This window comes from Sediminihaliea albiluteola (assembly GCF_014077625.1).
Lineage (GTDB): Bacteria > Pseudomonadota > Gammaproteobacteria > Pseudomonadales > Halieaceae > Sediminihaliea > Sediminihaliea albiluteola.
The window spans coordinates 792050-817166 of record NZ_JACFXU010000013.1; the positions used below are offsets into that span (position 1 = coordinate 792050).

Annotated in this window: 35 protein-coding genes and 3 tRNA genes; 18 read left to right on the forward strand and 20 right to left on the reverse strand. The window is 53.1% G+C overall.

Annotation, left to right across the window (positions count from 1 at the left end; translation table 11 throughout):
• Positions 1–79 precede the first annotated feature (79 nt).
• From H2508_RS04550 to H2508_RS04605, 13 genes are all read left to right on the forward strand, one after another.
• Positions 80–286: an AlpA family phage regulatory protein gene (locus H2508_RS04550; protein WP_220463580.1), complete on the forward strand. Its 207-nt coding sequence runs from the start codon at positions 80–82 to the stop codon at positions 284–286.
• Between the two features lie 317 nt (positions 287–603).
• Complete coding sequence (locus tag H2508_RS15095) at positions 604–729, forward strand: hypothetical protein (RefSeq protein ID WP_268920700.1); 126 nt, start codon at positions 604–606, stop codon at positions 727–729.
• A 65-nt stretch (positions 730–794) separates the two neighbouring features.
• Positions 795–1091, forward strand: a complete 297-nt coding sequence (locus H2508_RS04555; RefSeq protein ID WP_182169290.1) for a hypothetical protein — start codon at positions 795–797, stop codon at positions 1089–1091.
• On the forward strand, positions 1091–1495 hold the full coding sequence (locus H2508_RS04560; RefSeq protein WP_182169292.1) for a hypothetical protein: 405 nt from the start codon (positions 1091–1093) through the stop codon (positions 1493–1495). Before H2508_RS04555 ends, H2508_RS04560 begins: the two co-directional genes overlap by 1 nt.
• Positions 1496–1721: 226 nt before the next feature.
• On the forward strand, positions 1722–1976 hold the full coding sequence (locus H2508_RS04565; RefSeq protein ID WP_182169294.1) for a hypothetical protein: 255 nt from the start codon (positions 1722–1724) through the stop codon (positions 1974–1976).
• Positions 1977–1989: 13 nt separating this feature from the next.
• Positions 1990–2241, forward strand: a complete 252-nt coding sequence (locus tag H2508_RS04570) for a hypothetical protein (RefSeq protein WP_182169296.1) — start codon at positions 1990–1992, stop codon at positions 2239–2241.
• Positions 2241–2471: a hypothetical protein gene (locus tag H2508_RS04575; RefSeq protein ID WP_182169298.1), complete on the forward strand. Its 231-nt coding sequence runs from the start codon at positions 2241–2243 to the stop codon at positions 2469–2471. The genes H2508_RS04570 and H2508_RS04575 overlap by 1 nt, the downstream gene beginning before the upstream one ends.
• Positions 2472–2481: 10 nt before the next feature.
• On the forward strand, positions 2482–2709 hold the full coding sequence (locus H2508_RS04580) for a hypothetical protein (protein ID WP_182169300.1): 228 nt from the start codon (positions 2482–2484) through the stop codon (positions 2707–2709).
• Complete coding sequence (locus H2508_RS04585; protein WP_182169302.1) at positions 2706–3266, forward strand: hypothetical protein; 561 nt, start codon at positions 2706–2708, stop codon at positions 3264–3266. The genes H2508_RS04580 and H2508_RS04585 overlap by 4 nt, the downstream gene beginning before the upstream one ends.
• A gap of 3 nt (positions 3267–3269) precedes the next feature.
• Positions 3270–3509, forward strand: coding sequence for a hypothetical protein (locus tag H2508_RS04590; protein ID WP_182169304.1), 240 nt, complete (start codon positions 3270–3272; stop codon positions 3507–3509).
• Positions 3506–4039: an HK97 family phage prohead protease gene (locus H2508_RS04595; protein WP_220463581.1), complete on the forward strand. Its 534-nt coding sequence runs from the start codon at positions 3506–3508 to the stop codon at positions 4037–4039. Before H2508_RS04590 ends, H2508_RS04595 begins: the two co-directional genes overlap by 4 nt.
• Before the next feature lie 138 nt (positions 4040–4177).
• A complete protein-coding gene (locus H2508_RS04600; protein ID WP_182169306.1) occupies positions 4178–4597 on the forward strand; it encodes a P27 family phage terminase small subunit in 420 nt (139 codons plus the stop codon).
• A gap of 109 nt (positions 4598–4706) precedes the next feature.
• Positions 4707–4910 carry a hypothetical protein gene (locus H2508_RS04605; protein WP_182169308.1) on the forward strand — a complete coding sequence of 68 codons (204 nt, stop codon included), beginning with the start codon at positions 4707–4709 and terminating at the stop codon, positions 4908–4910.
• Positions 4911–5212: 302 nt separating this feature from the next.
• On the opposite strand, the gene H2508_RS04610 is transcribed toward H2508_RS04605, so the two are convergent.
• The 4 genes from H2508_RS04610 to H2508_RS04625 form a co-directional block, all read right to left on the reverse strand.
• Positions 5213–5300: transfer RNA gene (locus tag H2508_RS04610), tRNA-Ser, on the reverse strand.
• A 507-nt stretch (positions 5301–5807) separates the two neighbouring features.
• Positions 5808–6635: an NADPH-dependent 7-cyano-7-deazaguanine reductase QueF gene (gene queF, locus H2508_RS04615; RefSeq protein WP_182169310.1), complete on the reverse strand. Its 828-nt coding sequence runs from the start codon at positions 6633–6635 to the stop codon at positions 5808–5810.
• Positions 6635–7408, reverse strand: a complete 774-nt coding sequence (locus H2508_RS04620; RefSeq protein ID WP_182169312.1) for an ABC transporter permease — start codon at positions 7406–7408, stop codon at positions 6635–6637. Before H2508_RS04620 ends, queF begins: the two co-directional genes overlap by 1 nt.
• Positions 7405–8322, reverse strand: coding sequence for an ABC transporter ATP-binding protein (locus H2508_RS04625; protein ID WP_182169314.1), 918 nt, complete (start codon positions 8320–8322; stop codon positions 7405–7407). The genes H2508_RS04620 and H2508_RS04625 overlap by 4 nt, the downstream gene beginning before the upstream one ends.
• 88 nt (positions 8323–8410) lie before the next feature.
• Here H2508_RS04625 and H2508_RS04630 point away from each other — a divergent pair, with 88 nt between their 5' ends.
• From H2508_RS04630 to H2508_RS04640, 3 genes are all read left to right on the forward strand, one after another.
• A complete protein-coding gene (locus tag H2508_RS04630) occupies positions 8411–8788 on the forward strand; it encodes a PA2817 family protein (protein WP_182169316.1) in 378 nt (125 codons plus the stop codon).
• Between the two features lie 88 nt (positions 8789–8876).
• Positions 8877–8952 (forward strand) — tRNA-Glu (locus tag H2508_RS04635).
• Positions 8953–8964: 12 nt separating this feature from the next.
• Positions 8965–9040 (forward strand) — tRNA-Gly (locus H2508_RS04640).
• A gap of 95 nt (positions 9041–9135) precedes the next feature.
• Here H2508_RS04640 and H2508_RS04645 read toward each other — a convergent pair.
• The 6 genes from H2508_RS04645 to H2508_RS04670 all read right to left on the reverse strand — a co-directional run bounded on the left by H2508_RS04645 (position 9136) and on the right by H2508_RS04670 (position 13415).
• Positions 9136–10275 carry an ATP-NAD kinase family protein gene (locus H2508_RS04645; protein WP_182169318.1) on the reverse strand — a complete coding sequence of 380 codons (1140 nt, stop codon included), beginning with the start codon at positions 10273–10275 and terminating at the stop codon, positions 9136–9138.
• On the reverse strand, positions 10272–11432 hold the full coding sequence (locus H2508_RS04650; protein WP_182169320.1) for a 4-phosphoerythronate dehydrogenase: 1161 nt from the start codon (positions 11430–11432) through the stop codon (positions 10272–10274). The genes H2508_RS04645 and H2508_RS04650 overlap by 4 nt, the downstream gene beginning before the upstream one ends.
• 73 nt (positions 11433–11505) lie before the next feature.
• Positions 11506–12108, reverse strand: a complete 603-nt coding sequence (locus H2508_RS04655) for an elongation factor P hydroxylase (RefSeq protein WP_182169322.1) — start codon at positions 12106–12108, stop codon at positions 11506–11508.
• Entirely contained in the window at positions 12105–12353 is a 249-nt protein-coding gene (tusA, locus tag H2508_RS14990) for a sulfurtransferase TusA (protein ID WP_328799312.1), read from the reverse strand. Before tusA ends, H2508_RS04655 begins: the two co-directional genes overlap by 4 nt.
• Entirely contained in the window at positions 12346–12618 is a 273-nt protein-coding gene (locus tag H2508_RS04665) for a YheU family protein (RefSeq protein WP_182169326.1), read from the reverse strand. Before H2508_RS04665 ends, tusA begins: the two co-directional genes overlap by 8 nt.
• Entirely contained in the window at positions 12618–13415 is a 798-nt protein-coding gene (locus tag H2508_RS04670; protein ID WP_182169328.1) for a class I SAM-dependent methyltransferase, read from the reverse strand. The genes H2508_RS04665 and H2508_RS04670 overlap by 1 nt, the downstream gene beginning before the upstream one ends.
• 73 nt (positions 13416–13488) lie before the next feature.
• On the opposite strand from H2508_RS04670, the gene H2508_RS04675 reads away from it, so the two are divergent.
• Entirely contained in the window at positions 13489–14016 is a 528-nt protein-coding gene (locus H2508_RS04675; RefSeq protein ID WP_182169331.1) for a glycine cleavage system protein R, read from the forward strand.
• Between the two features lie 52 nt (positions 14017–14068).
• Here the strand turns inward: H2508_RS04675 and H2508_RS04680 are convergent, their stop codons facing one another.
• Positions 14069–14290: a hypothetical protein gene (locus tag H2508_RS04680; protein ID WP_182169333.1), complete on the reverse strand. Its 222-nt coding sequence runs from the start codon at positions 14288–14290 to the stop codon at positions 14069–14071.
• Between the two features lie 8 nt (positions 14291–14298).
• Positions 14299–15411 carry a chorismate synthase gene (aroC, locus tag H2508_RS04685; RefSeq protein ID WP_182169341.1) on the reverse strand — a complete coding sequence of 371 codons (1113 nt, stop codon included), beginning with the start codon at positions 15409–15411 and terminating at the stop codon, positions 14299–14301.
• 134 nt (positions 15412–15545) lie between these two features.
• Between aroC and folE the strand changes: the two genes are divergently transcribed.
• Positions 15546–16094: a GTP cyclohydrolase I FolE gene (gene folE / locus H2508_RS04690; protein ID WP_182169343.1), complete on the forward strand. Its 549-nt coding sequence runs from the start codon at positions 15546–15548 to the stop codon at positions 16092–16094.
• Here the strand turns inward: folE and H2508_RS04695 are convergent.
• From H2508_RS04695 to odhB, 8 genes are all read right to left on the reverse strand, one after another.
• Positions 16071–16661: a DUF4892 domain-containing protein gene (locus H2508_RS04695; protein WP_182169345.1), complete on the reverse strand. Its 591-nt coding sequence runs from the start codon at positions 16659–16661 to the stop codon at positions 16071–16073. The genes folE and H2508_RS04695 overlap by 24 nt on opposite strands.
• Before the next feature lie 3 nt (positions 16662–16664).
• On the reverse strand, positions 16665–17534 hold the full coding sequence (locus tag H2508_RS04700; RefSeq protein ID WP_182169347.1) for an alpha/beta fold hydrolase: 870 nt from the start codon (positions 17532–17534) through the stop codon (positions 16665–16667).
• Positions 17531–18034 (reverse strand): SixA phosphatase family protein, encoded by a 504-nt coding sequence (locus H2508_RS04705; protein WP_182169349.1) that lies wholly within the window; start codon positions 18032–18034, stop codon positions 17531–17533. Before H2508_RS04705 ends, H2508_RS04700 begins: the two co-directional genes overlap by 4 nt.
• Before the next feature lie 102 nt (positions 18035–18136).
• Entirely contained in the window at positions 18137–20050 is a 1914-nt protein-coding gene (htpG, locus tag H2508_RS04710; protein WP_182169351.1) for a molecular chaperone HtpG, read from the reverse strand.
• A 166-nt stretch (positions 20051–20216) separates the two neighbouring features.
• Positions 20217–21092: a succinate--CoA ligase subunit alpha gene (gene sucD / locus H2508_RS04715; RefSeq protein ID WP_182169353.1), complete on the reverse strand. Its 876-nt coding sequence runs from the start codon at positions 21090–21092 to the stop codon at positions 20217–20219.
• Positions 21092–22261, reverse strand: coding sequence for an ADP-forming succinate--CoA ligase subunit beta (gene sucC, locus H2508_RS04720; RefSeq protein ID WP_182169355.1), 1170 nt, complete (start codon positions 22259–22261; stop codon positions 21092–21094). The genes sucD and sucC overlap by 1 nt, the downstream gene beginning before the upstream one ends.
• Before the next feature lie 124 nt (positions 22262–22385).
• Entirely contained in the window at positions 22386–23825 is a 1440-nt protein-coding gene (gene lpdA / locus H2508_RS04725) for a dihydrolipoyl dehydrogenase (protein WP_182169357.1), read from the reverse strand.
• A 55-nt stretch (positions 23826–23880) separates the two neighbouring features.
• Positions 23881–25107 carry a 2-oxoglutarate dehydrogenase complex dihydrolipoyllysine-residue succinyltransferase gene (odhB, locus tag H2508_RS04730; protein ID WP_182169359.1) on the reverse strand — a complete coding sequence of 409 codons (1227 nt, stop codon included), beginning with the start codon at positions 25105–25107 and terminating at the stop codon, positions 23881–23883.
• Positions 25108–25117: the final 10 nt, after the last annotated feature.

Sequence of the window (25117 nt, forward strand, 5' to 3'; positions counted from 1 at the left end):
TACCCCATACGTAAAAATTTATTGCATATATTAGAACCCTCATCCAGAACGAGCCATAGAGCCACAAGGGAGAGCGGTTATGTCTAACAGCCAAAATATGCAAATTCGGCGCATCATGCGCTTGCCAGAAGTCATGGCAGTCACCGGCTACAAACGTAGCTCTATTTATAACTTCATGCAGGAAGACACCTTCCCAAAATGCTACCGCATAGGAAAAAGAGCGGTCGGCTGGGACAGTGTGGAAGTAGAAAGGTGGGTAAAGACCAAGCTTCGTAGGGGTGCTTAAAATGAGCCTACGTCAAGCAATCAATAATAAATGCCGTGAGTGCATTTATGACCCCAACGCCGACGGCAACTGGAGGCAGCAAACAAGCGCCTGCACAGCCCCTGCATGCCCTCTCTTTAAAGTCAGGCCCCGTAGTAGTACCCGACCACAGGAAAGCGATAATTCAATCGAAAAAACGCCCGAATTGGTCCCGCAATCGAAGGTGCTAGCAGAGTATCAGGTACCACTCTTTTGAGCCCGTGTTTGAGCCCGTGTTTGAGCCCGTGCGCGGACACTAAAAACAGGGCGCTTCCAGCATTCATTGAGGGCAAGACACCATGAGCGTAAGCATCGTCGATAAAGAAACACTTTCAAAGATTCGCAGCAAAGCCTGGACTGTTGCCGATGACGTAGAGCCCTGGGAGTTAGCGGACGCCGCCCGAGCACTTTGTGAGAAGCCATAAAAAAAGCCCGACCAGTGTTCGAGCACTGCCGAGCTTTAAGTTTGTCACCTGAGGGGGTAACAAAGATGATTTTACATCATAACAAAGAAAGTACCGAAGCTGTTAGTCAGGCCATGCGCGAAACAGGCTCCACACAAGCGCACAGGCTTGTTTCTTATCTGCTTGTTAATGGCGTAGCAATAACTCATGACATTGCAAGAGATTGCGCCATAGGAAATATAAGCTGCGCCGCTTCCTACATCAGGCCCGCACTTCAAAAGCGAGGCTATACCATTCTGGCCACCCGCCCAGAGAAACCAATACTCAACCGTTTCGGTGAGACCTCACAAATTCATGAGTGGCGGCTCATCAGGTTGCGCTAATGGCAAAGGCAAACAGCAAGGGAATGCTACCTAATGGCAGAAAAAAGAGCGGACCGCAGTTTACCCGCGCTTTACATGCCATTACAGACCATCCCGATTACATAGCCATGTCAAAGCAGTCAAGGGCGTTTCTGTGGGACTTGTCGAGGCAATACAACGGCTTCAATAACGGCAATTTAGCGGCCTGCCTAGGCGTTATGGGAAAGCTTGGGTGGACTAAGTGGGAATTAATGCGGGCCAGAAAAGAAGCTGAAAGCCTAGGGTGGATTGAAGTGACCCGCTACCCCTCTGCAAAGCGAGATCCTGTGCTGTATCGCCTCACATGGCTAAAGACTGATAAGTGGGACGGCAAGCCCAAACTTGATGTAGGTGCACACGCACAGCGTGTCAGGAGTTTGAAGTGAATTCGATTTTCTATGGTGCACAGAAACACCTTAAACCCGCTTTGAGGTGGCTGTGTGCACCTCATAACACTGTAAAAGTACTGTTTTATACCCTCTGTGGTGCACAGAAACACCTTAAACACCCTTTTTTCATGTTTCTGAGGTGGCTACACCTACCCCCTCTATACATATCTACCATAGGTAGTTTCAGCTCAAAGCCTTTAACTGCTCTAAAGGGTGGGCTGTCATGAACTGTTTAAACCTAGCTTTTGGCCAGAGAAAAGTTTGTGACGGTATCTACTACGGCAGGCATTTTGCTGTGAAGTCTATTTTCTGCATACAGGACAAACGGCAAACACTGGAGTGGGAAGTTACCTTGCTGGGGGCAGGCTTTAAGTCAGCTGGATATAAGTATCTTGGCAAAGGTGGGCCATCTACTCCGCTGACAAATAAACCTGGTCATTCCAACCAGCTTTTAAAAATGAACAGGCCTGCAAGCTAATGAGGACGTAAAAGTGATTCGATTAGCTTTAGTTTGTGATCTGCACAGCATTTCTAGCGGTGTGTTTTTCAATCGCCACTATGCGGAGCAAGCGGCAGTGATGTTAGAAGGTGAATTTCCTGGCACCACTTGGCTAGTCGTGGTGCTACCGCACGGCCTAAAGCCAGAGGGATATAAGCACCTTGGTGAACATGGTGCACGCCGGAAACTGAAAAGAATAACCACTAACGACAAAGAGCAAGGCAAAACACTGAGGGGGCAATAATGACTACTACAGCGGAACGTATGAGAAAACTACGAGAACGAAGAGCTGAGGGTATACGCGTTTTACAGGTTGAGGTGGGCATAGAGACAGCAGAAATGCTGATAGAGACAGATTATTTGTCAGTCGATCAGGCGCACGACTATGTGCAAGTGTCTAGGGCGCTGGCTAGGTTTATCGAGGACGCCACTGAGAGTGTGACGAGTCACAGCATCACACTGGATGCGTGGTAATTTAAAAAACATGAAGAATTGTCATAACACAGACATTGAAGGCCAGACAGTTGCTGAACTACTGACTTTTATCCAGAGCCATTTTCTCGAGTCACCGGTAGGAGCTGTGGTCGGTGCCCTGATGAGAACGAGTTTCGCACTTGTCGTTGAAGCGCTAGGGGAAGACCTAGGCCAGAAAACTGCCCGCCGTGCCTTAGAAAACATTATTTCCCAACAGAAGCGAAGGAAGCTGCAGTGATCAAGAAACTTAAATCTCTTACCCAACGTGCCGCCCAGGCAATTAAAAACGATACGCCATCGGCAGAGCTCACTGAGATAAAGCGGGAAGTTGGTGAGCGTATACACCAGGTTGAAGTCGAGTTGAAAACAAAAGAACAAGAGATTGAAGCCGCTATGATTGATGGTGACTTGGATGGCCTGCGCGCCATTCGCCATCAAGAGGCTGAGCTTAAAGACGAAGACAAGGTGCTGCACCGCCAAAACAGTGACCTTCACCGTGCTATTAGAAATGCCGAGGGTGAGGAGGCAATGAAATCGGCTGAGAAGCTTCGCAAGGAGCTAGGCAAGGCACTAGACCAGGCTGAAAAAGCTCAGGCCATATTGCAACAAGCACAGGCATCGGCCCGCGAGGTAGCCAAGGCACGTGAAACTGCGGCTTATATTGGGGAGTCTCTTTTGTTCGATTCAGCCACTATCAGAAGCCTTGCCGAACTGGCCTTTAAACATGACACCGAGCAAAAGCAGATCATGATTGATTTAGGTATTCGAGACGCCATGATCGCAGAAAGAGGTTAAGCCATGAAAGCGGAAAGAGCAGAAGCGGGAACCCGAGTTAGTGCTACGGCAGAGGATCGCAAATATAAAGGAATAGCCCGACACCCTTTGGCCCGTAAATGGATGCTAAAACGACTGATTGAAGCGCGGGACAACCTAGAAGCGGCAAGGGATCACCAGACAGAAGTTAGATGGGCAAGTGAAGTTGAGCGCGTATCTGGTGAGCTTAGCCGCTGTGGCGTTCACCTGGGGGCAGACAAGTGAGGCTTGTAGGTCATGCGGCAGTATTCAACAGTCATAGCGTGGACTTGGGCGGCTTCTACGAGACTATTACCCCTGGGGCCTTCGCTCGTACCCTCCGTGATGGTCATCCAATCTTTGCCGTACATCATCACAACATGGCCGACCTACTAGGCTCTAGCCAAAGCCGAACACTGAAACTCTCAGAGGATAGCGAGGGATTGCACTTTGATCTGACATTACCTGACAGTTCACTTGGGCGGGATATTCACGAGCTTGTACAGCGTGGAGACCTGAACAAAATGAGTTTTTGTTTTCTTGTGAATGGCTCCGCTGGCGAAGCGTGGCACGAGGATTCAAACGGGCAGATCATTCGCACGCTAAAAGACGTAACACTAATTGAGGTATCCACAGTGGCGCGGCCAGCCTATCCCGCTAGCAGTGTAGCGGCACGATCAACGCCAGCTATTCACCAAGCCCCCAGACGCAACAAGAATGCAATGCTTAAGCGTTACATGACAGCGAGGCTAGAGGCGTCATGTGCTGCACCATAGCCACAGGCCTATTGTTTAGACCTGGCCGTATCAAAGGTGGGAGGGGTGGTCCAAAGTCTAAAGACCTCCAACGCATGACCGTGTGGGTACTCAAATTTTCACGCGGTCACTTAAGAAATTTCAGGTAACGGTTAGAGCATGGCTGGTAGAACTAAACAACCGGACAATATAAAGCGGCTTCGTGGCACTGATCGCCCCGACCGCTCAACACCAAAACCCGCTGTAGTGCTACCACTGATCAAAGATGCACCAGCGGCCCCCGACTGGCTCCCTAACGCCCACGCGATCAAAGAATGGCACAGACTAGCCCCTATGCTTCAGGCCACTGGCTTGCTTACTGAGGGCGGCCTAGCACCCTTAGCTCACTTGTGCGCGCTACACGGGACGATTGTTAAAGCCTACCAGGACAGAGAGACACCCAAGGGAAACATGGTGGCCCAGCTTCGCGGCTTACTTAATGACTTTGGCCTGACACCTGTGGCGATTAGCAGAGTATCAGCACCAGGAGCCAAGCCAGAGAAAGAGAACCCATTTAACCGTAATGGCAGGCGCAAATAGTTATCCTCACCCGCGGCCTAGCGCGGGCCTTTATGGATACAGCTAGGACACGGAAGCCAGCGCCGTGACATCAATAAAGACTGGCCTAATTAAAACATGGAGCAGCGCCATGAATGATAAAACTCTTCCAGAAAGCACCACTAATAAAGAGCTAAAAAAGCAACTAATTGACGCTTACAAGCAGATGGATACCAAAAGCCAAGTACAGGCAACCAGAGGCCTATTAACAATGCTATCTATTAGGGTGAGCCTACAGGAGGCGCAGCACGAACCCGCCATTAAGCCCCATAGACGCCCTATCAAAGGCGCGTGACCTTGTCGCCCTACATCAATCAGTTGATTGGGACAGTCCTGCAAAAGGCGCTATCGATGGAGGTATAGCCTTGCTGGATGAAGTGCGCGAATGTATCGACAGTGCAATTAATTCTATTCATGTTCAATTAACCGAATAGACGAAGCCAAAAACCTACTATAAACCCTGTTCAGCTGATTACTGTTCAGGGTTTTTTGTGCTCTATAAAAAAATATAACCCGCCATAAAGTGGTGGACCAGGTGGCGTACTAGAAAGAAAGGCAAAAAAAAGCCCTGTAAAAACAAGGCTTTAAAGCAATAATTGGCGGTGAGGGAGAGATTCGAACTCTCGAACGGTTGCCCGTTACACGCTTTCCAGGCGTGCGCCTTCGACCACTCGGCCACCTCACCAAAACTGTCCGTACGCATTGTTCGTACGGGTCTCCCTATGCAGTCACTGCGGACTGTGCGGGAGAGATGAATCGCAACAGCCTAAGGGCTGCTGCGCCCCCTACGGGGCTTCGGCGCTAATGCGCCTCGTTGCAAATTGCTGTGCAATTTGTCGAACTCTCGAACGGTTGCCCGTTACACGCTTTCCAGGCGTGCGCGTTATTCGTCGCTGCGCGCCTCACCCCTTCGGGGCCGCCGTTCCGGCGTTCTCTACGCTGGCTTTGCCAGCTGCGAGTCGACCACTCGGCCACCTCACCAAAACTGTCCGTACGCATTGTTCGTACGGGTCTCCCTATGCAGTCACTGTGGACTGTACGGGAGAGATGAATCGCAACAGCCTATGGGCTGCTGCGCCCCCTACGAGGCTTCGGCGCGGTATTCGTCGCTACGCGCCTCTCTACATCGAGGGCGCGCATAATACCATAAGATGAGGGAGTTGCCAGCGCTGAGGGGAGTTTTTAGCCAATGCTACTGCCGATTCATCCTCGGCAGTGGCTGGCGGCCACCGGTACTGCGAAATGGCGTGATGTCCAAGCCGCCCCGCCGCGTGTAAAAAGCTTGCACGTGGAGCTCACTGGGCTGACATACCGCTTGGAGGTCTCTGAACACTCGCTCCACACACTGTTCATGAAACTCTTGGTGATTGCGATAAGACAGTAGGTATTCCAAGAGTGACTTTGTTTCTAGCTGAGCGCCCTCCATGTGCAGCCACAGGGTGGCCCAGTCTGGCTGGCCAGTAACGGGACAGAGCGAGCGCAACAAGTGCGTGTAGAGGGTTTGAGTGCCCGAGTCGCTGACGCAGCTTAGCTGTTCGGCTTGGGGCGCTGTTCCAGTCCAGGCCACCTCCAGTGTATCGAGGCACTCACCAGGAAGTGGCAAACCAGCTAAAGCGCTGTCGTCAACGCTAAACAACTCTAATGCGACTTCGGCACCGGCAGCACAGCCGACATCATAACAAATGGTCGCAATAGCAGCCTCTGGACTGGTGAAGCGATGTTGGTTTAGCGAGTTAAGGTAGAGCTTGAAGGATTTTGACTCCACTAAGTTAGGACTTTCCGCTGGGACGCTAAAGCGCCCCACGAAGGCCGTGGGCCGCCCTAGCCCGTCTAGCCATGACAGCTCATAGGCGTGCCACAGGTCCAGGCCAGTAAAAGGCAGCTCATCGCTGTTAATGCCCAGGCTCTCGCGGGCTTGGCTACGGGCAATGGGATAGAGCAACTCTGGCGCATAGTGTTCGCTGACCGGAACCTGCTGGCCAAGTAATAAAGCTTTGTCCTGCTCGGAGTTCATACTCATTACTGTCGCAGCCGTTTGCCGCTGCGCAGCAGATGTAAGCTGTAGAAAAAGGCCACTAAGGTAAAGCCGCCAATCATGCTAAAGGCAAAGGTTAAACTGACATCAGAAACCCCCAGCACTCCGTAGCGGAAAGCGTTAACTACATAGACCAAGGGGTTAAGCTTGGATACGCCGGCCCAAAAGTCTGGCAGCAAATCCATCGAATAAAACACACCGCCCAAGTAGATCAGCGGTGTCAGAACAAAGGTCGGTACGATGGAAATATCATCAAAGCTATTGGCATAGACCGCGTTGATAAAACCGGCCAGAGCAAAGAGCATAGAAGTCATTAACACCACGACAATCACAATCGCATAACTGTGGATATGCAAGCGGGTGAAGAATAGAGAGACCAGGGTGACAATGATCGCCACCAACAAGCCGCGGCTCACACCGCCCAATACATAGCCCATCAGGATGACGTAACTCGGCGTGGGTGACACCAACAACTCTTCCACACTGTGGCTAAACTTAGAGCCGAAGAAAGAGGACACCACGTTGGAATAGGAGTTAGTAACAATGGCCATCATAATAAGGCCTGGCACCACAAACTCCATATAAGTAAAGCCGCCCATTTCACCGATGCGCGAGCCAATCAAAGAACCAAAGATCACAAAGTACAGGCTCATGGTGATGGCCGAGGGCAATAAGGTCTGCGGCCAGATCCGGGTATAGCGCTTAACTTCTTTGCGCAATATGGTGATAAAGGCTACATACTGTTCCGCCGGACTCATGCTCCGCCCTCCACTAAATTAACAAACATTTCTTCTAGGCGATTAGCGCGGTTACGCATACTACTCACTTTGATGCCGGCGGCATCGAGCTGGGCAAAGACTTCGTTGATGTGCTGCCCTTTCTCAACTTCTATTTCCATACTGTGCTCATCTTTACGCCGTGCGACAAAGCCCTGCACGGGGATTTGCTCCGGCAATTCATCTATTGTGTCGAAGATAAAGACTTCACGCTGCAGGCGCTTCAGCAGACTGCGCACTGAAGTGTTTTCAACAATCTTGCCGTGATTGATGATGGCGATGTTGCGGCACAGCGCTTCGGCTTCTTCGAGATAGTGGGTGGTAAGAATAATGGTGGTGCCGGCGGCATTAATTTTTTTCAGGAAGTCCCACATAGAGCGCCGCATTTCGATATCTACCCCAGCAGTGGGTTCATCGAGTATCAGCAGTTTGGGCTCGTGTACCAGGGCTCTGGCAATCATTAAGCGGCGCTTCATGCCACCAGACAACATACGTGCAGAGACATCGCGCTTGTCCCAGAGGCCTAACTCCCGCAGATATTTTTCCGCTCGCTGTCGGGCTATGCCAGCCGGCAGACCATAGAAACCTGCTTGGTTAATGACAATATCCAGCACTTTCTCAAAGTGATTAAAGTTAAATTCCTGCGGCACGATGCCTATGCACTTTTTAGCTGCGGGAAAATCATCATCGATGTCGATGCCAAATACTGCGACCTTGCCTGCAGTTTTAGCCACCAGAGAACAGAGCACGCCAATCGTGGTCGATTTGCCTGCGCCATTGGGGCCGAGCAAAGCAAAAAAGTCTCCTTGCTTCACTTCAAGGCTGATGCCCTTGAGGGCCTCAAAGCCATTGTCATAAGACTTGCTGAGATTTTCGATGCTGAGAGCTGGTATCATAGATGTCGATGTCACTAGCGAGAAAACAAGCGCTGTATTGTAACCGCAATCCCGATAAGTAACGACCGTAAGGACTCCTGTGCTCCCCATGAATGACCAACAATATCTGCAATATTGCATGCAGCAGTGGCAAACATTTGCCGACACCTTTGTTCAGCGCACTCGCAGCTTGGATGATCAAGAGCCACTGCGACAACTCGCACTAGCCTGCCAAGCAGCTGGCAGTGACAGCGCAAGCCTGTATCAAGAGGGGCCCCAACTGATCTCGCGTTTATTCACCCTGTTTCCCGAGTTTGCGCCTACTGTACCCCGTGAACTGCTGTGGTTTCTCGGTGGCGAGTGCCTGCACTACATGGCCGAGGAGGAAGTGTTGGTCTATCAGCAACTCGATGAGGCCCGAGGCGAGGCAGCAGAGCGCGGTGAAGTGATCGATTTTGAAGCAGCACGGGCCAGACTACTTAAATAAACACAAAAAACAGATAAATTTGCGATACAGGCTTGACGAGACCCTCGGGTAAACCTAAAATGCGCGCCTCTTGATTGAGACCTGATGCGTCCCCTTCGTCTAGTGGCCTAGGACACCGCCCTTTCACGGCGGTAACAGGGGTTCGAACCCCCTAGGGGACGCCACTCAATCAAACTGCGGGAATAGCTCAGTTGGTAGAGCGCAACCTTGCCAAGGTTGAGGTCGCCGGTTCGAACCCGGTTTCCCGCTCCAATTTTTCTCTCACTCCCCTCCCCTAAAAAAACCTTAAACTGTCTTTATCTATCACTTGCGTACTGTTATCACTAAGGCAGTGGTCACTTCAGTGACTAACCACCGGCATCACCAGCCACGCGATACAGTATTTCATCGTCATAACCCGTAATTACCGAGCGATAAGCGCAGAGCTCACGATCCAATTCGGGATCGTTGCTATCGACCAGCAAAGGCCGACCTTCAAGAGCAGCGATTTTCGACTTCGCGGCAATGACCACAATATTTTCCAATCCTACTTTGCGAATTACCGCGGGCGAAATCTGTTGATTGCCACGGCCAAAAATATGACCTTGACCACCAATGGCGGTAACAATTATTTTCATTGGCCCACTGTGCTCAGCCTGTAGCTCCAAGATGCGCGCCTCATTGGCATCGCTGGCCAGTAATTGCCCATCGCGTATGACATCGACGCCAAGCAAGGTCGCCTCCAAACCTAGCTCTTCAATATAAGCGGCTGTGGTTGAACCTGGGCCAAGGATATACAGCACATCTGGCTCACTGTGCTCGACCAGCCAAGCAGCAATATCTGCCGCGACTAGAGCCTGATCTTCACGCCCACCGAGTTTGGTGTGTTGTAAAAAACGCCCCTCGCCAGGAACCTGCATTTGACCGTAATAGCGCGTGCGCACACGACCTTCACGAAAGGCCTCCTCGTCAATATCTCGCACTTCCTGTTGGCGAAGGCCGACCAAACCACCTTCGGAAAGCTGCAACAGCAATTCTCCCGCCGCCTCTGGTGACACCGCAAAGACTGATGAGTGCATTTTTACACCCGCGGGAATGCCTAACACTGGAAAGCTATCACCCACAGCATCGTAGACATCACGCGCGGTACCGTCGCCGCCTACAAAGAGTAATAAGTCCACCAGCGTCGATAGCTTGGCCGCTGCACGTCGGCTGTCATCGGCGCTGCTTAAACCCGGAGCCGGCTCACCACAGAGCTGAGCGGCAAAGCCCATGGACTGCAGCAAGTCTGCGCCCATGGCGCCACCCCAGGTAAACCACTCTATCGCCGACGCCCGCTTGGCAAGTAGACGCAGGGCTCGCTCAGCTCGCAATGTCGAGCGATCGCCCGGGCCCTCACGCTCAGCCAGTTCACGCAGATCTGCACCGTCGCTACCCTTCATAGCTAATTGACCGCCAAGTCCAGCGAGTGGGTTAATCACTAAACCAATACGCAGGCGCTGAGTCATAGGCTGTCACCACTTACATCTTTGTCACTCGGCGCCAAGACGTAGCCCAAGGCGCGCTGAAAATATTCGGGGGCATGCTCTGCAGCCACCAAGCTGTGCCGCAATTCACGGCGCTCTCGATAGTCGCGGCGCAGTTGGTCAAAGCCTTGGGCAGCGGCTTGCGGGTCAGCATTAGCAGTGACCCGGCGCAATTGAGCATCATCCTGACTAATGTCATAGCGGCCCAGTAATAAGCTGCGCAATTGCTCGGCTTCGCTAGCTGCTGCAGGGCAATGCAAGATATCAGCTGCATCGGCACCGGCAGTCAGTGCTGGGGCAGGCAGCTCAAAAGCCTGAGCTAAAGCCTGTGCCAGCATGCGCGTAGCACTAAGTTTGGCATCTAAGCTATAGCCTGCAATATGGGCTGTGCCGAAACTCACTTCCGCCAATAAATCAGCATTAATGGCCGGCTCCCCCTCCCAGACATCTAGTATGCACTGAGGCCCCTGCCCCTTTAACAGCTGCTGAAGTAAAGCATGGTTATCAATCACCCCGCCGCGGCTGGCATTAATTAACAAGGCATCGGGGGCAATTTGTGCCAGACGGTCTTGGTCGAGCAAGTGAAAGCTAGGCCAAGGGCTACGCCGAGTGAGCTCGGCATGCAAGCTAATCACTTTACAATCCAGCACCTGCTCCAGGCTGCTGGCGTCTTCAACATCATCTAGCCAAGGGTCAAACACCCGCACCTTGATACCTAAGGCTCTGGCGCAGTTTGCTAGGGCTGAGCCGACATGGCCGTGACCGACAATACCTAAGCTTGCGCCCTGCAAAAGACAGTCCAGATAATCCCCGCTGGCTGCAATAGCCGAGAGCACGTACTCCACCACGGAATTGGCATTTGAGCCCTGGGCATGAGCGAAGACAATGCCCTGCTGCTTAAGGTAGTTTTGATCGATATGTTCTAGGCCGCTAGTGGCAGTGCCAACAAAGCGTAACTTGCTGCCAGCGATCAATTGCTCGTTGACCTCAGTGACCGAGCGCACCAGCAAGACATCCGCATCCTGTAAATCGCTGGCGCTCAACTGCCGGCCTTCGACACTGTGGATATGGCCGTAGGCTGAAAAAATCGATTCGAGGCCGCGCATATTGCGATCAGCCACGATTTGTAATGCGCTCATGCTCGTGTGCTCCAGGGCCGAGGTAACAGCCGCTGCGACTGCAGGCAAGCAATCACTAGGCGGCTGAGATTAATTAACTCAGGGCTGCCAATGAAAATTCAAGATCTTCAAGCTCAAGCCGGGTGCCGAACTCTTGCGCCAGGGCGCGGAAAAATATCTGCGCGCGGGCCGGCAAGCCAATGTCCTGAAGTTGTCGGGCACGGGCGGTCACCGCCTGCTTAAAAGCTAGTTCATCACGCCGGGCTTCCGGGCCGCCAGCAAGGTTGTCCAAACTCACCCGGAAGGGATAAGCACAGGCCTGCGAAAAGCACCACTCCAAGGCTTGGGGCTTAATCTCTACAACTTGAAAGGCCTGCTGCTGCTCGGCATTGCGACCATCGGGGGCATACCAGTAACCAAAATCCTTCTGCAAGCGCCGCGCTGGACCGGCAATGCACCAGTGGGAGACCTCGTGCAGGGCGCTGGCGAAATAGTCTTCCCGATAGTACAGGCGGTGCCACTGGGCACTCAGTTTGGGAACATCCTCATCTTCGAGCCCGGCAGGTAAATAGAGCGGTTCGGCGGCCCCACCAATTAATAAGCTGCGCTCGCTGTCACTGAAACAGCGATTAAAAACCTGCTCAAGACGCAGGGCACAAAAAGTCTCAGCCTGTAGGAAGCTCTCTCTAGCAGTCATTCTGCGGCCTGTTTGCGCAACCAATAGCGGTAGCTGCCGTCCTCTTCACAGTGGTGTAATAACTCGTGGCCGAGGAAGGTACAGAACTTGGGAATATCTCGCAAAGTAGCAGGATCTGTGGCCAGCACTTCAAGCACTTGGCCACTGTCGATATCACGGATTTTATTGTGCAGCATCATCACCGGTTCCGGACAAAACAAGCCCTTCACATCCAGCAGGTGATCGGCCTTAGGCAAGTCAGTCACCGTAGTGCTCCCCCTGCCGTTCTTGAGCGGCAAGAAACTGTCCAGCCTGCTCCTTATCCAGCAGATCCCAGTGCTCGGAATCGGCATCGTAGAGCAAGCACAAGCTGCCGCGCTGCAAACCTTGGCGCAGCTGGCTGACCTTCTCCTCTAGGGACAACTCACGATTGCCGTAGTCGGTGCCGTCACGAGTGGCAAACTCTTCTAGCAGCGCCTGCAGGACTTCATCTGACAAGCGCTGTACTGGAACCTCAACAAAATCAGCCATTAAGCTTCCGGTTTGCGAAACAGCAGTGTCATGCGATCACTTTCACCGATCGCGGCATATTTAGCTCGGCCCTCATCACCCGCGGCATAACTGGGGGGCAGATTCCAAACACCGCTGGGGTGGTCTTTAGTGTCTTTGGGATTAGCATTGATTTCAGATTTAGCGACTAACTCAAAACCCGCACGCTCTGCAGCGGCAATAACAAAGTCTTCAGTGACGTAGGCCTTTTGTTTCATCGCCTCAAGCGAGGTGCCAGGTGCTGCGCGATGCTGCACCACGCCAAAACGACCGCCGGGCTTTAAGGCTGTAAAGATTGCCGCCAAAGTAGGCTCTAAGACATCACCACCCAACCAGCTGTGCACGTTGCGAAATGCCAAAGCGAGGTCAACAGTCCCCTCTGGGGCCGCTTTGGTTTCAGCCGGTGGCTGCAGCTGGGTCACGATGACCTTGCTGTAGAGCTCGGTGTCATTGGCCAACTTCTGCAGATATTTACCCAGAGAGTTGCGAAAGTAACCGCCGGGGGCGTTCAAGCTGTGATGGGCGGCGTAGTACTCGCCGTTATCTAACAAGAGCGGCGCGAGAATCTCCGTATACCAGCCACCACCAGGTGACACTTCAAGCACAGTCATCCCCGCTTGCAGGCCAAAAAACTCTAGGGTTTGTTGCGGGTGACGAAACTCATCCCGAGCCTTATTGCTGTCACTGCGATGTACCCCTTGCAGGGCGCTATCCCAGTCCAGTGCCGCTTGGGCACCCACAGTGGCTAAGGCCAAGAAGCATGCGAATAGATATTTCATTGATTGTTCCTTATTAAAAAAGGGCTTTGCGCGCTAATATACGGCTTGAGCGAACGAAAGTGGAGCCTAAAGCATGGAAACTTCCTACATAGTCACCTTTATAGGTAACGATCGACCAGGCCTGGTTGAGCAGTTATCTAAGGTCATTGAAGCGGCCGGCGGCAACTGGCATGAAAGCCGCCTGTCACAGCTCGGAGGTAAGTTTGCCGGACTGGTGCTTGTCACCCTGCCCGAAGACCGTGCGGCAGAGCTTGAAGCAGAGCTCAAAGAGCTCTCAGCCACTGGCCTGAGTGTACGCGTCACGCCCACTGAGGCCAACGTTGCCTTGGCAGCCACACGCCGCATTAAACTCAGTGTACTGGGGCCTGACCGTCCCGGGATTGTCTTGGAAATTGCCCGCGCACTGGCCTCACGGCAGGTTAACGTGGTCGAGATGGACAGCGAAGTACAGAGCGCCGCGATGAGCGGCGAAGCGATGTTCAAGGCGATCATTGAAGCCGATGTCGCCCCTGAATCACGGCTAGAAGATGTATCCGATGCACTGGATGAGATCAGCAATGATATGGCGCTTGAAATTGATCTAGAAGAGCTCGAGAGCTGAGGGATCACAACTAGCACAAGCCACAAGCCTAGCGCTCAGATTTATCTTCACTCTACTGACGGCGGCGCAGCAGCCAGCGCAGCAACTGCCAGACACTGACCACTAGGCCGGCAGCCACTATCACCATCACCACAGCAATGGCAGAACCCAATGCCAGCTCCAGCATGGTCTCTAGGGGTATGCCAAATTGCTCCACCGCTGCCCAGACTAGGGCTGCTAAGGCAAGAACACCGAGGATAATGGTGCGGCGGTAACGACGCTGAGCTTTAGACATAAATAACTTCAATCAGCCTTGGCTGGGGCTTGTGCCGGCAATACCGGCGTATCACAGATCACATCCATATTCTGTGCTCGATGGCGCAGCACATGATCCATCAACACCAGCGCCAGCATGGCCTCAGCGATCGGTGTGGCACGAATACCAACACAGGGATCGTGACGGCCGTGAGTCGCCATTTCAATCGCGGCGCCAGAAGTGTCGATGGTAGCACCCGGCTGGCGAATACTCGAAGTCGGCTTCAGGGCGATACTCACAGTAATATCTTGGCCACTCGAAATGCCACCGAGTACACCGCCGGCATTGTTGCCGACAAAGCCCTCGGGAGTCAGCAAATCGCGGTGCTCACTGCCCTGCTGTTCAATAGAGGCAAAGCCGGCGCCGATCTCAACACCTTTCACCGCGTTAATGCCCATCATGGCGCTGGCAATATCAGCATCTAAGCGATCAAAAACCGGCTCACCCAGTCCGGGCATCACTCCGCTGGCCACCACATTAATACGGGCACCAATTGAGTCGCCGCGTTTATTCAGGGCCGCCATATACTGCTCCATCTCTGGCACTTTGGCCGGGTCAGGGCAGAAAAACGGATTGTTTTCCACCACAGACCAATCGAGCGTCTCGGCCCGTATTGGACCCAACTGACTGAGATAGCCCCGCACTTCGATACCGTAGCGCTGCTGCAAATATTTTTTGGCGATAGCCCCTGCAGCTACCCGCATCGCGGTCTCTCGGGCTGAGGAACGACCGCCACCGCGGTAATCGCGAAAGCCATACTTCTGGTTGTACGTGTAATCGGCATGGGCCGGACGGAAAGTATTCTGGATATTGCCGTAGTCTTTGGAGCGCTGATCGGTGTTCTCAATCAGCAGGCCAATAGGCGTGCCAGTGGTTTTCCCGTCAAAAACACCCGATAAAATACGCACCTCATCGGCCTCCCGGCGCTGGGTGGTATAGCGTGAAGTACCGGGCTTGCGCCGATCTAAATCACGCTGCAAATCAGCCGCATCCAACTCCATTCCGGGTGGACAGCCATCGATGATGCAACCGAGTGCGGGGCCGTGACTTTCGCCAAAGCTGGTTACTGTAAAGAGTTTGCCAAATGTATTGCCGGCCATGTCAAAAAACTATCTCGCGCTAAAACGATGCATTATATGCTGATTCTGGCAGGCTTGCGCGTTTGCCTTGCTAATAAGGGGTTTGCTACTATCGCCGTCCCTCATTTATTTGCAGAATCTAAGGAAATCCTACAGTGGAAGAAAACTGGGCAAGTATTATTGAAGCTGTGGGTGAAGATTTGACTCGCCCTGGGCTTGTCGACACACCCAAGCGGGCAGCAAAAGCCTTCAAATTTTTAACGCGCGGCTACGAGCAATCAGTGGAGGAAGTGGTCAATAATGCCCTCTTCCCCTCCGACTCCAGTGAAATGGTACTGGTGCAGGACATTGAGCTCTACTCGCTTTGCGAGCATCACCTACTGCCATTCATTGGCAAGTGCCATGTGGCCTATATCCCCACAGGCAAGGTACTGGGCCTATCTAAGGTGGCACGTATTGTCGATGTCTTTGCCAGAAGGCTACAGATTCAGGAGGCCTTGACTACCCAAATCGCCACCACCGTTATGGATGTCACCGGTGCCGAAGGCGTGGGTGTGATCATTGAAGCACAGCATATGTGCATGATGATGCGCGGCGTGGAGAAACAAAACTCCATCATGAAAACCTCCGCTATGCTGGGCTCTTTCCGCAATTCACAAAAAACCCGCGACGAGTTTTTGTCACTCCTCAAGTTGCGGCGCTAAACGCAATAACTCTACGTGCAGATACTGACGATCTGCACTGCGCGCTGAGGCATAAGCCAACAACCAATATCCCGGCTCAGTGTTTACGCGGTATACCGCGTAACGCTGAGCATCTGCTCTGCCGTAGAGCAATCGCTGGCGAAAGACTCGATTGGCCCACTGGGCTCCGTTGCCACAGGCCCGCGCTTCACAAATAAACAAACGCTCACTCTGTGGCAGCTGCTCAACCTGCTTTAACAGATTGTCGTATAGCTCAGATGATGTAAAACCATCAATGATCTGCCAGGTGTAGCGCAGGACATCAGCATCGAGACGCTCGCTTCTCTTAAATTGCCAGTCGCCCATCTGCTTTTGCATGGCCCCCAAGCCAACTTCGTAATCTAGCACTGTCTCGCTGGAATACTGCACTTGCTCGGCATGAGGAAAGCCATCGAGCTCTAAAATTATCTTGAGCAAAGGCCCAGCACTACTCTGCTCGCTGGCAGCTGCTTCGCTGCCACTGCTGCTAGCAGAGAGCAACAGCAGAAGACTGGCCATGAGGGCCCGTAAAGACAGGGGGTAATTCAAAACTCAATGCTCCTTTAAAAACGCCAAAATGCTATCTACCCTAGCATCGATCACCGGCTCCATGTGGAAATGATGTCCGCCTTCCACATGCTCTAAGTGTAAGCGCTTGAGCTTGGCAGCGGCCAGATCAAGCATTGTATTCGCATGAGACTTCATCATGCCGGCCGTGGCCAGCATCAGCAGAACCGGCGCTTCGATGGCCGCCAACACGCTGTCAATTTCTTGCTGAGTCAGTTTAACAGCAGAGGCGCCGCGCAAGCGCGGATCATTGCGCCACATCCAGCCCTCAGTATCGCTGCCCTGCAAGCTGCGCTCTGCCAGCAGTCGCGCAGCGGGCTCTGCTAGTCCATGGCGGGTTCGAGCGGCTAAGGCGCTAGCATAGTCTGGGTAACGCCTAGGCGGCCTGTTCATTGAGCTTTTACGCTCGAGCAAAAAGCGCCCCATCTGTTGGGCAAAATCGGCGGGCTCTATCGCTTCGGGTATCATGCCATCGAGCAGTACAAGATGGCTAACGCGCTCCGGCAGTGCTGCAGCCAACAAGCTACTGATAATGGCACCACGAGAGTGACCCAGTAAGGCCACCTGCTCCCAGCCTAACGCATCCAAGAGCCCCTGCAGTTGCGGTAGATCGTCCCAAATCTGGTAGCTGGCATCGGCTGAGCGATCGCTACTCAAACCGTGGCCACTCAGGTCAATCGCCACCACATGACAGCCACGCAACTGCGCTGCTAAACGCGCAAAGCTGGCGGCATTGTCCAACCAGCCATGCAGTGCTAAGACCGCCTGTCCGCCGGGCTCCCCCCACTCTAAGCCATGTAAACTCAAACCGTCGATCTGCCAATGGCATGGACGGGCAGCGTCTAGAGTGCTCATCGCTGCGACTCATAGTGTGGCGGAAAGGCCCACCATAAAAGTTCGCCGCAGTATAAGGCGGGAGCAGTTAGCTGCAGCGACACCAAACCGCCGGGGGGCAGAGGCGGCACTTCAGCGACAGTGCCTAAGAGGGCGTCTGCCAGCAGCGACACCAATGGCTGGTGAGACACCAGCACAAGGTGCGCAGCGCGCTGCTGCGACTCCCAGGCCTGCTGCAGAGCCGTTTCAGCCTCATGCACTGTGGCATCTGATAGTAAAGCCTCAGAGGAACTGCTAGAGGCTAATTCAAAGCTCTCCGCGATCAGCTCAGCAGTCTGCGCCGTGCGCTGCCAGGGGCTATAAAGTAGCTGATCTGGAAGGGGCCGCTGTCGCTCTTGGCAAATATTTCGCAGGCGCTCAGCGCCTATGCCAATATCCACTTGTCCGCGACGGGTCAATGTACGCAAGTGATCTCGCTTGGCAGGCCCAGCCTCACCGTGACGCCAAATAGTAATAAGCATGCTGTGCAATCATCTTCAGGTCGACAAAGTACTACTAGCATAACGAAAAACAGCGGGCTTTGGGCCCGCTGTTAGTTCTAAGATTAGCTGCTAGAGCGGCAATTAACTCTTGCTCATCTCCAACAAAATCTTGTTGAGGCGCGAGACATAACTCGCTGGGTCATTTAGCTGGCCACCTTCGGCCAGGGTCGCCTGATCAAAGATTATGCTGCCTAAGTCGGCAAAGCGATCTTCATCGGCTTCCTTGTCCAGCATTTGCAGCAGTGGGTGATTGGGGTTCACTTCCAGAATAGGCTTAGTTTCCGGCACTGGCTGTCCCGCTGCCTCCATGATGCGGCGCATCTGGGCACCCAAATCGTGCTCACCAACCACCAGACAAGCGGCAGAATCGGTCAGACGTGCTGTAGCGCGAACTTCCTCCACCTGGCCTTCCAAGACTTTAGCTAGACGCTCTACCAAACCTTCACTTTCTTTCTGCAGCTTCTCTTGCTCGGCCTTTTCTTCTTCCGAGTCAGCGGCCAGATCAAGGGCGCCACGGGCCACATCCTGTAAGGCTTTGCCATCGAACTCTTGCAAGTGATTCATCAACCAGTCATCGACGCGGTCAGACAGCAGCAAGACCTCGATGCCCTTCTTGCGGAACACTTCCAGGTGCGGGCTGCTCTTAGCGGTATTGAAGTTCTCGGCCACCACGTAATAGATTTTCTCCTGGCCCTCTTTCATACGCGAGACATAGTCTTCTAGAGACTGGTCTTGTTCAGGCGCATCGGTATGGGTAGTGCTAAAGCGCAGCAGTTTGGCAATCTTTTCTTTGTTGGCGAAGTCTTCAGCCGGGCCTTCCTTCATGACCTGACCAAACTCTTTCCAGAACAAGGCGTAATCATCGCCCTCTTTCTTGGCCAGCTTAGATAGCATATCCAGCACTCGCTTGGTTAGTGCATTACGCATCGACTCAACCGCACCTTCCTGCTGCAGAATTTCCCGTGAAACGTTCAACGGCAGGTCATTTGAGTCGACCACACCTTTGACAAAACGCAGGTACATCGGCAAGAACTGCTCAGCTTCATCCATGATAAATGTGCGCTGCACATAGAGCTTCAAGCCGCGGGTCATATCGCGGTGCCACATATCAAATGGCGCCCGCTTAGGAAGATACAGTAAGCTGGTGTACTCCAACTTGCCCTCAACTTTGTTGTGGCTCCAGGTGAGCGGCTCTTCAAAGTCGTGGGACACGTGACTGTAGAAGGACTTGTACTCCTCGTCACTGATCTCAGTGCGCGGACGCGTCCACAGCGCAGTGGCTTCGTTAACTGCCTCGTACTCTGCCACAGGCGCTTCTGCTTCCTCGCCCTCAGCTTGGGGTGGCTGGGGCTTGAGCATCATCACCGGCACAGAAATGTGATCGGAGTATTTCTTGATCACACTGCGCACGCGGAAATCATCAGCGAACTCTTTGGCCTCTTCTTTCAGGAACAAGGTAATGCTGGTACCGCGGCTGGCTTTTTCACGGCCTTCAATGGAGAACTCAGACTCACCACGAGACTCCCATACCACGCCACTAGCGGCGTCCTGACCGGCTTTGCGGCTGTGTACTTCAACCCGCTCAGCTACGATAAATGCGGAATAAAAACCGACACCAAACTGGCCGATCAGCTGAGAGTCTTTCTTCTGATCACCGGTCAGGTTCTCTAGAAAAGCAGCAGTGCCAGACTTGGCGATGGTCCCGAGGTTTTCAATGACCTCATCCCGTGTCATACCAATACCGTTATCACTGATAGTGATGGTGTTGGCTTCTTTATCGACATCCACTTGTACCTGGAAGTCACCCTGCCCCTCGAGCAAGGACTCATCAGACAGTGCGGCGAAACGCAGCTTATCGATGGCATCGGAGGCGTTGGAAATAAGTTCGCGCAGGAAAATCTCGCGGTTGCTATACAGCGAGTGGATCATCAAGTGGAGGAGTTGTTTGGCTTCGGTCTGAAAACCTAGTGTTTCTTTTTTAACTTCAGCAGTCATGTTGCCCTCGTTTGCATAAGCCGAATGATTTCAGTGTGCTATGCCACAGGTATGGGGGCGCGAGGATAAAATTCAAGTACTAAAAAACATTTGCTACAGATACAACAAGGCCCGCTAGGCAGAGCCGAGCGGGCCTTGAAGTGTCGCGGCTAAAGGCCGCTAGGCATTACTTCCAGCCGGTAACTTCAGCCAGACCTGAGCCGATTTCTGCCAAGCTGCGCACAGTTTTAACACCGGCGTCTTCCAGAGCAGCAAACTTCTCGTCAGCAGTACCTTTACCGCCAGAGATGATGGCACCCGCGTGACCCATACGCTTGCCTTTTGGTGCGGTAACACCGGCAATGTATGACACTACAGGCTTAGTCACATTGGCTTTGATGTAAGCCGCTGCTTCTTCTTCAGCTGTACCACCGATTTCACCAATCATAACGATCGCTTCAGTTGCGGGGTCCTTCTCGAACATCTCCAGGATGTCGATGAAGCTGGAGCCAGGAATCGGGTCACCGCCGATACCGACACAAGTCGACTGACCGAAGCCAGCGTCAGTGGTCTGCTTAACCGCTTCATAGGTCAAGGTACCTGAACGTGACACGATGCCCACTTTGCCGGGCAGGTGAATGTGACCAGGCATAATACCGATCTTGCACTCGCCTGGGGTGATAACACCTGGGCAGTTAGGGCCAATCAGACGCACACCGAGCTCGTCGCACTTCACTTTTGCATCCAGCATATCCAGAGTTGGAATACCTTCAGTGATACATACGATCAGCTTGATGCCTGCGTTGGCTGCTTCAAGGATAGAGTCTTTACAGAAAGGCGCCGGTACATAGATTACAGAGGCTTCTGCACCAGTCGCTTCAACAGCTTCGGCAACCGTGTTGAACACGGGCAGACCCAAGTGCTCCTGGCCGCCTTTACCGGGTGTTACACCACCAACCATTTTAGTGCCGTATTCAATGGCCTGCTCGGAGTGGAAAGTACCCTGTGAGCCAGTGAAACCCTGACAGATAACTTTGGTGTTTTTGTCGATCAAAATACTCATTATGCTGCACCTCCCGCTGCTTTAACTGCCTGCTGAGCAGCGTCTGTAAGGCTGGTGGCAGCTATGATGTTCAGTCCGCTGTCAGCCAATACTTTCTGGCCCAGCTCTGCGTTGTTACCTTCTAGACGTACCACGACAGGTACTTCTACGCCGATTTCCTGAACCGCACCGATCACGCCTTCAGCGATCAGGTCACAGCGTACGATACCGCCGAAGATGTTGATCAGTACTGCTTTCACGTTGTCGTCAGACAGAATGATCTTGAAGGCTTCGGAGACACGCTCTTTGGTAGCACCGCCACCAACGTCGAGGAAGTTAGCTGGGAAACCACCGTGCAGAGCAACGATGTCCATGGTGCCCATGGCCAGGCCCGCACCGTTAACCATGCAGCCGATGCTGCCATCGAGTGCTACGTAGTTCAGTTCCCATTCTGCCGCGTGAGCTTCACGGGCATCTTCCTGGCTAGCGTCGCGCATTGCAGCCAGCTCTTTCTGACGGTACATCGCGTTGCTATCGACACTCAGCTTAGCGTCGAGGCAGTGCAAGTCACCTTTGTCAGTGATAACCAAGGGGTTGATCTCGATCAGGTCGAGGTCTTTTTCCTTGAACATCTGGGCCAGGCCCAAGAAGATTTTAACGAACTGCTTAATCTGGTCGCCCTTCAGGCCCAGTTTGAAAGCCAACTCACGGCCCTGGTAAGGCTGTGCACCGACCAGTGGGTCGATAGTGGCACGCAGAATTTTCTCTGGGGTCTCTTCTGCGACTTTTTCAATTTCCACGCCGCCTTCAGTAGAGGCCATGAAAACAATGCGACGTGTGCCGCGATCGATAACCGCACCAAGATACAACTCATCGGCGATATCGGTGCAAGTCTCAACCAAAATCTTGCTGACCGGCTGACCGTTTTCGTCGGTCTGGTAGGTCACCAGATTTTTGCCCAGCCAGTGGCTGGCAAATTCGCGAATTTCTTCTGTGGTTTTAACCAGCTTCACACCGCCAGCTTTACCGCGACCACCGGCATGCACCTGGGCTTTAACAACCCACATGTCACCGCCGATTTCTTCGGCTGCTTTGACGGCGGCTTCTGGGGTATCTACCGCGTGTCCTTTGGACACCGGCAGTCCATACTCGGCAAACAGCTGTTTGCCCTGATACTCATGAAGGTTCATGCTCTATCCCGTTCTCGTCTTTCGTTTACTGGATCACGGTGCGAAAACGTTTTGTTGTTTTCATCACCTGCTCACTGTCCCGCGCCAAAATTAGGTCGTTATCGTTACGCGCCGGGGACGGATTTTACTTACGCTTTTTCCTGTTGGCGATGTGGATGGCTTGACCGTCCACTGCCAGTGCAGCTTCGTGAACTGCCTCGGACAGGGTTGGGTGCCCAAATACCGTCAACGCGAGGTCTTCGGCACTGGAACCGAACTCCATCGCAATCACCACCTGCTGCACGAGATCAGCGGATGAAGGGCCCACAATGTGGCAGCCCAGAATGCGATCAGTTTCGGCATCAGCCAGCATTTTTACCATGCCGTCTGAATCGTTAGCGGCCAGTGCTCGACCATTGGCAACAAAGGGGAATACCCCTGTCTTGTAGTCAACGCCTTCCGCTTTCAATTGCTGCTCAGTTTTACCCACGGCGGCCACTTCTGGGTGGGTATAAATCACCGATGGAATGCAATCGTAATTCATTTGGGCAGGCTTACCGGCGATGCGCTCGGCAACCATTACGCCCTCTTCTGAGCCTTTGTGGGCCAACATCGGGCCACGTACTACGTCACCCACTGCGTAGACATGACGCGCTTCCGTGCGGCAGTAATCGTTCACATAAATAAAGCCGCGCTCATCCAAAGTTACACCGCTATCTGAAGCCAGCAGATTCTCAGTGCGTGGACGGCGACCAACAGCTACGATCAGCTTGTCGAATACTTCAACATGCTCGCCCGCTGAAGTACTGAAAGAAACCTCGACCGCGCCATCTTTAACTTCGGCCTTAGTGACCCGGGCACCCATGCGGATATCCAAGCCCTGCTTCTTGAAGATCTTGCCAGCTTCTTTGGCGATCTGTGCGTCCATGGTGGGCAAGAATTCTTCCAGAGCTTCCAGCACCACTACTTCAGAACCCAAACGAGCCCAGACACTGCCCAGCTCCAGGCCGATCACGCCACCGCCAATAACGCCCAAACGCTTGGGCACTTCGCTGAATTCCAGTGCGCCACTTGAGTCAACGATAAACTCATTGTCCACCGGCGCTGGAGGAATTTCTGCTGGCACTGAACCCGCAGCGATAATGATATCGCCCGCTTCCAGAATTGAGACCTTGCCATCTTTGTCGGTCACTTCAACTTTGCCGCCGGCCAAGACTTTTCCGCGACCCGAAATTGAGGTCACACCATTGTGCTTGAACAGGCCAGCAATACCGCCAGTCAGTTGATCAACAATGCTATTTTTGCGCGCCAGCATGGCTTTGACATCCATGCTCGGGCTGTTGACGCTAATACCGTGGCTGGCCAGCTGATCGCGGGTTTCGACAAATTTCTGGCTGCTGTCGAGCAGGGCTTTCGATGGGATACAGCCGACGTTCAGACAGGTACCGCCGAGCTTCACCTTGTCCTTATCGTCGAGCCACATTTCGACACAAGCTGTGGACATGCCCAGTTGGGCTGCCTTAATTGCTGCGACATAACCGGCAGGGCCGGAGCCTATCACTACTACATCAAATTTTTGAGACATCGAGTATTCCAATTATCAGTGTGTGCTAATCGAGAAACTGCTTACTATTTACTGCTTAGAGTTGCAATAAAATGCGCGCAGGATCTTCAATCAGATCTTTTACCGCCACCAGGAATTGCACCGCCGTTTTACCATCAATCAGACGGTGATCGTAAGACAGTGCCAAATACATCATTGGCTGAATCACGACCTTACCGTCTACTGCCACGGGCCGCTCTTGAATCTTATGCATGCCCAAAATACCTGTCTGGGGCGGATTCAAGATCGGTGTTGACAGCAGTGAACCGAATACACCACCGTTGGTAACAGTAAAGGTACCACCGGTCATATCATCAATCGTTAACTTGTTGTCTCTGGCGCGCAGCCCGAGATCCTTAACCGCTGCTTCAATATCAGCCAAACTCATAAAGTCAGCATCGCGCAATACAGGTACTACCAAACCACCGGGTGTAGAAACAGCCACACCAACATCTTGGTAGCCGTGATAGACCACGTCGTTGCCATCGATAGAGGCGTTGACTTCGGGGAAGCGCTTGAGTGCTTCACAGCAGGCTTTAACGAAGAAGCCCATGAAGCCCAAACGAGTGCCGTTGTGAGTTTTTTCAAACTGATCTTTATACTTGCTGCGCAGCTCCATGACCGGCGCCATGTTCACCTCATTAAAGGTGGTCAGCATGGCGGTCTCTTGGCTGGCATGTAGCAAGCGCTCAGCAATACGGGCGCGCATACGGGTCATCGGCACACGTTTCTCAACGCGCTCGCCAGTGACCTGTGCCGGCTCTTTGGCAGCAGCTGGCTCTGGCTTAGCAGCAGCTTTGGCTGCGGCCGCTTTGGGCGCTGATTTAATGTGCTTCAACACGTCTTCTTTAGTGACTCGTCCGCCTTTACCGGTACCGACAATCTGCCGCGGATCGAGTTTGTGCTCTTCGACTAACTGACGAGCCGCGGGGCCCAACAGGGCTTCGGTATCAGCGTCAGCTGTGTCACTCTCGGCCGCCGCCGCTGCAGCAGCTGGTTCTTCTGTCGCAGGCGCAGTGCCGACAGCACCGGGCTCGAGCTCAGCCAACAACTGTTCACTGAGGATAGTCTCACCTTCGCCCACTAAAATTTTAGTCAGCACACCGTCGGCCGGTGCCACAACCTCCATCACGACTTTGTCGGTTTCAATCTCTACCAACAGTTCATCGCGGGCTACAGACTCGCCTTCTTTCTTGTGCCATGCGGCGATTTCACCGTCCGCAACGGACTCCGGGAACGAGGGTGCCTTGATATCTTGTGCCATTTCGCTTCCT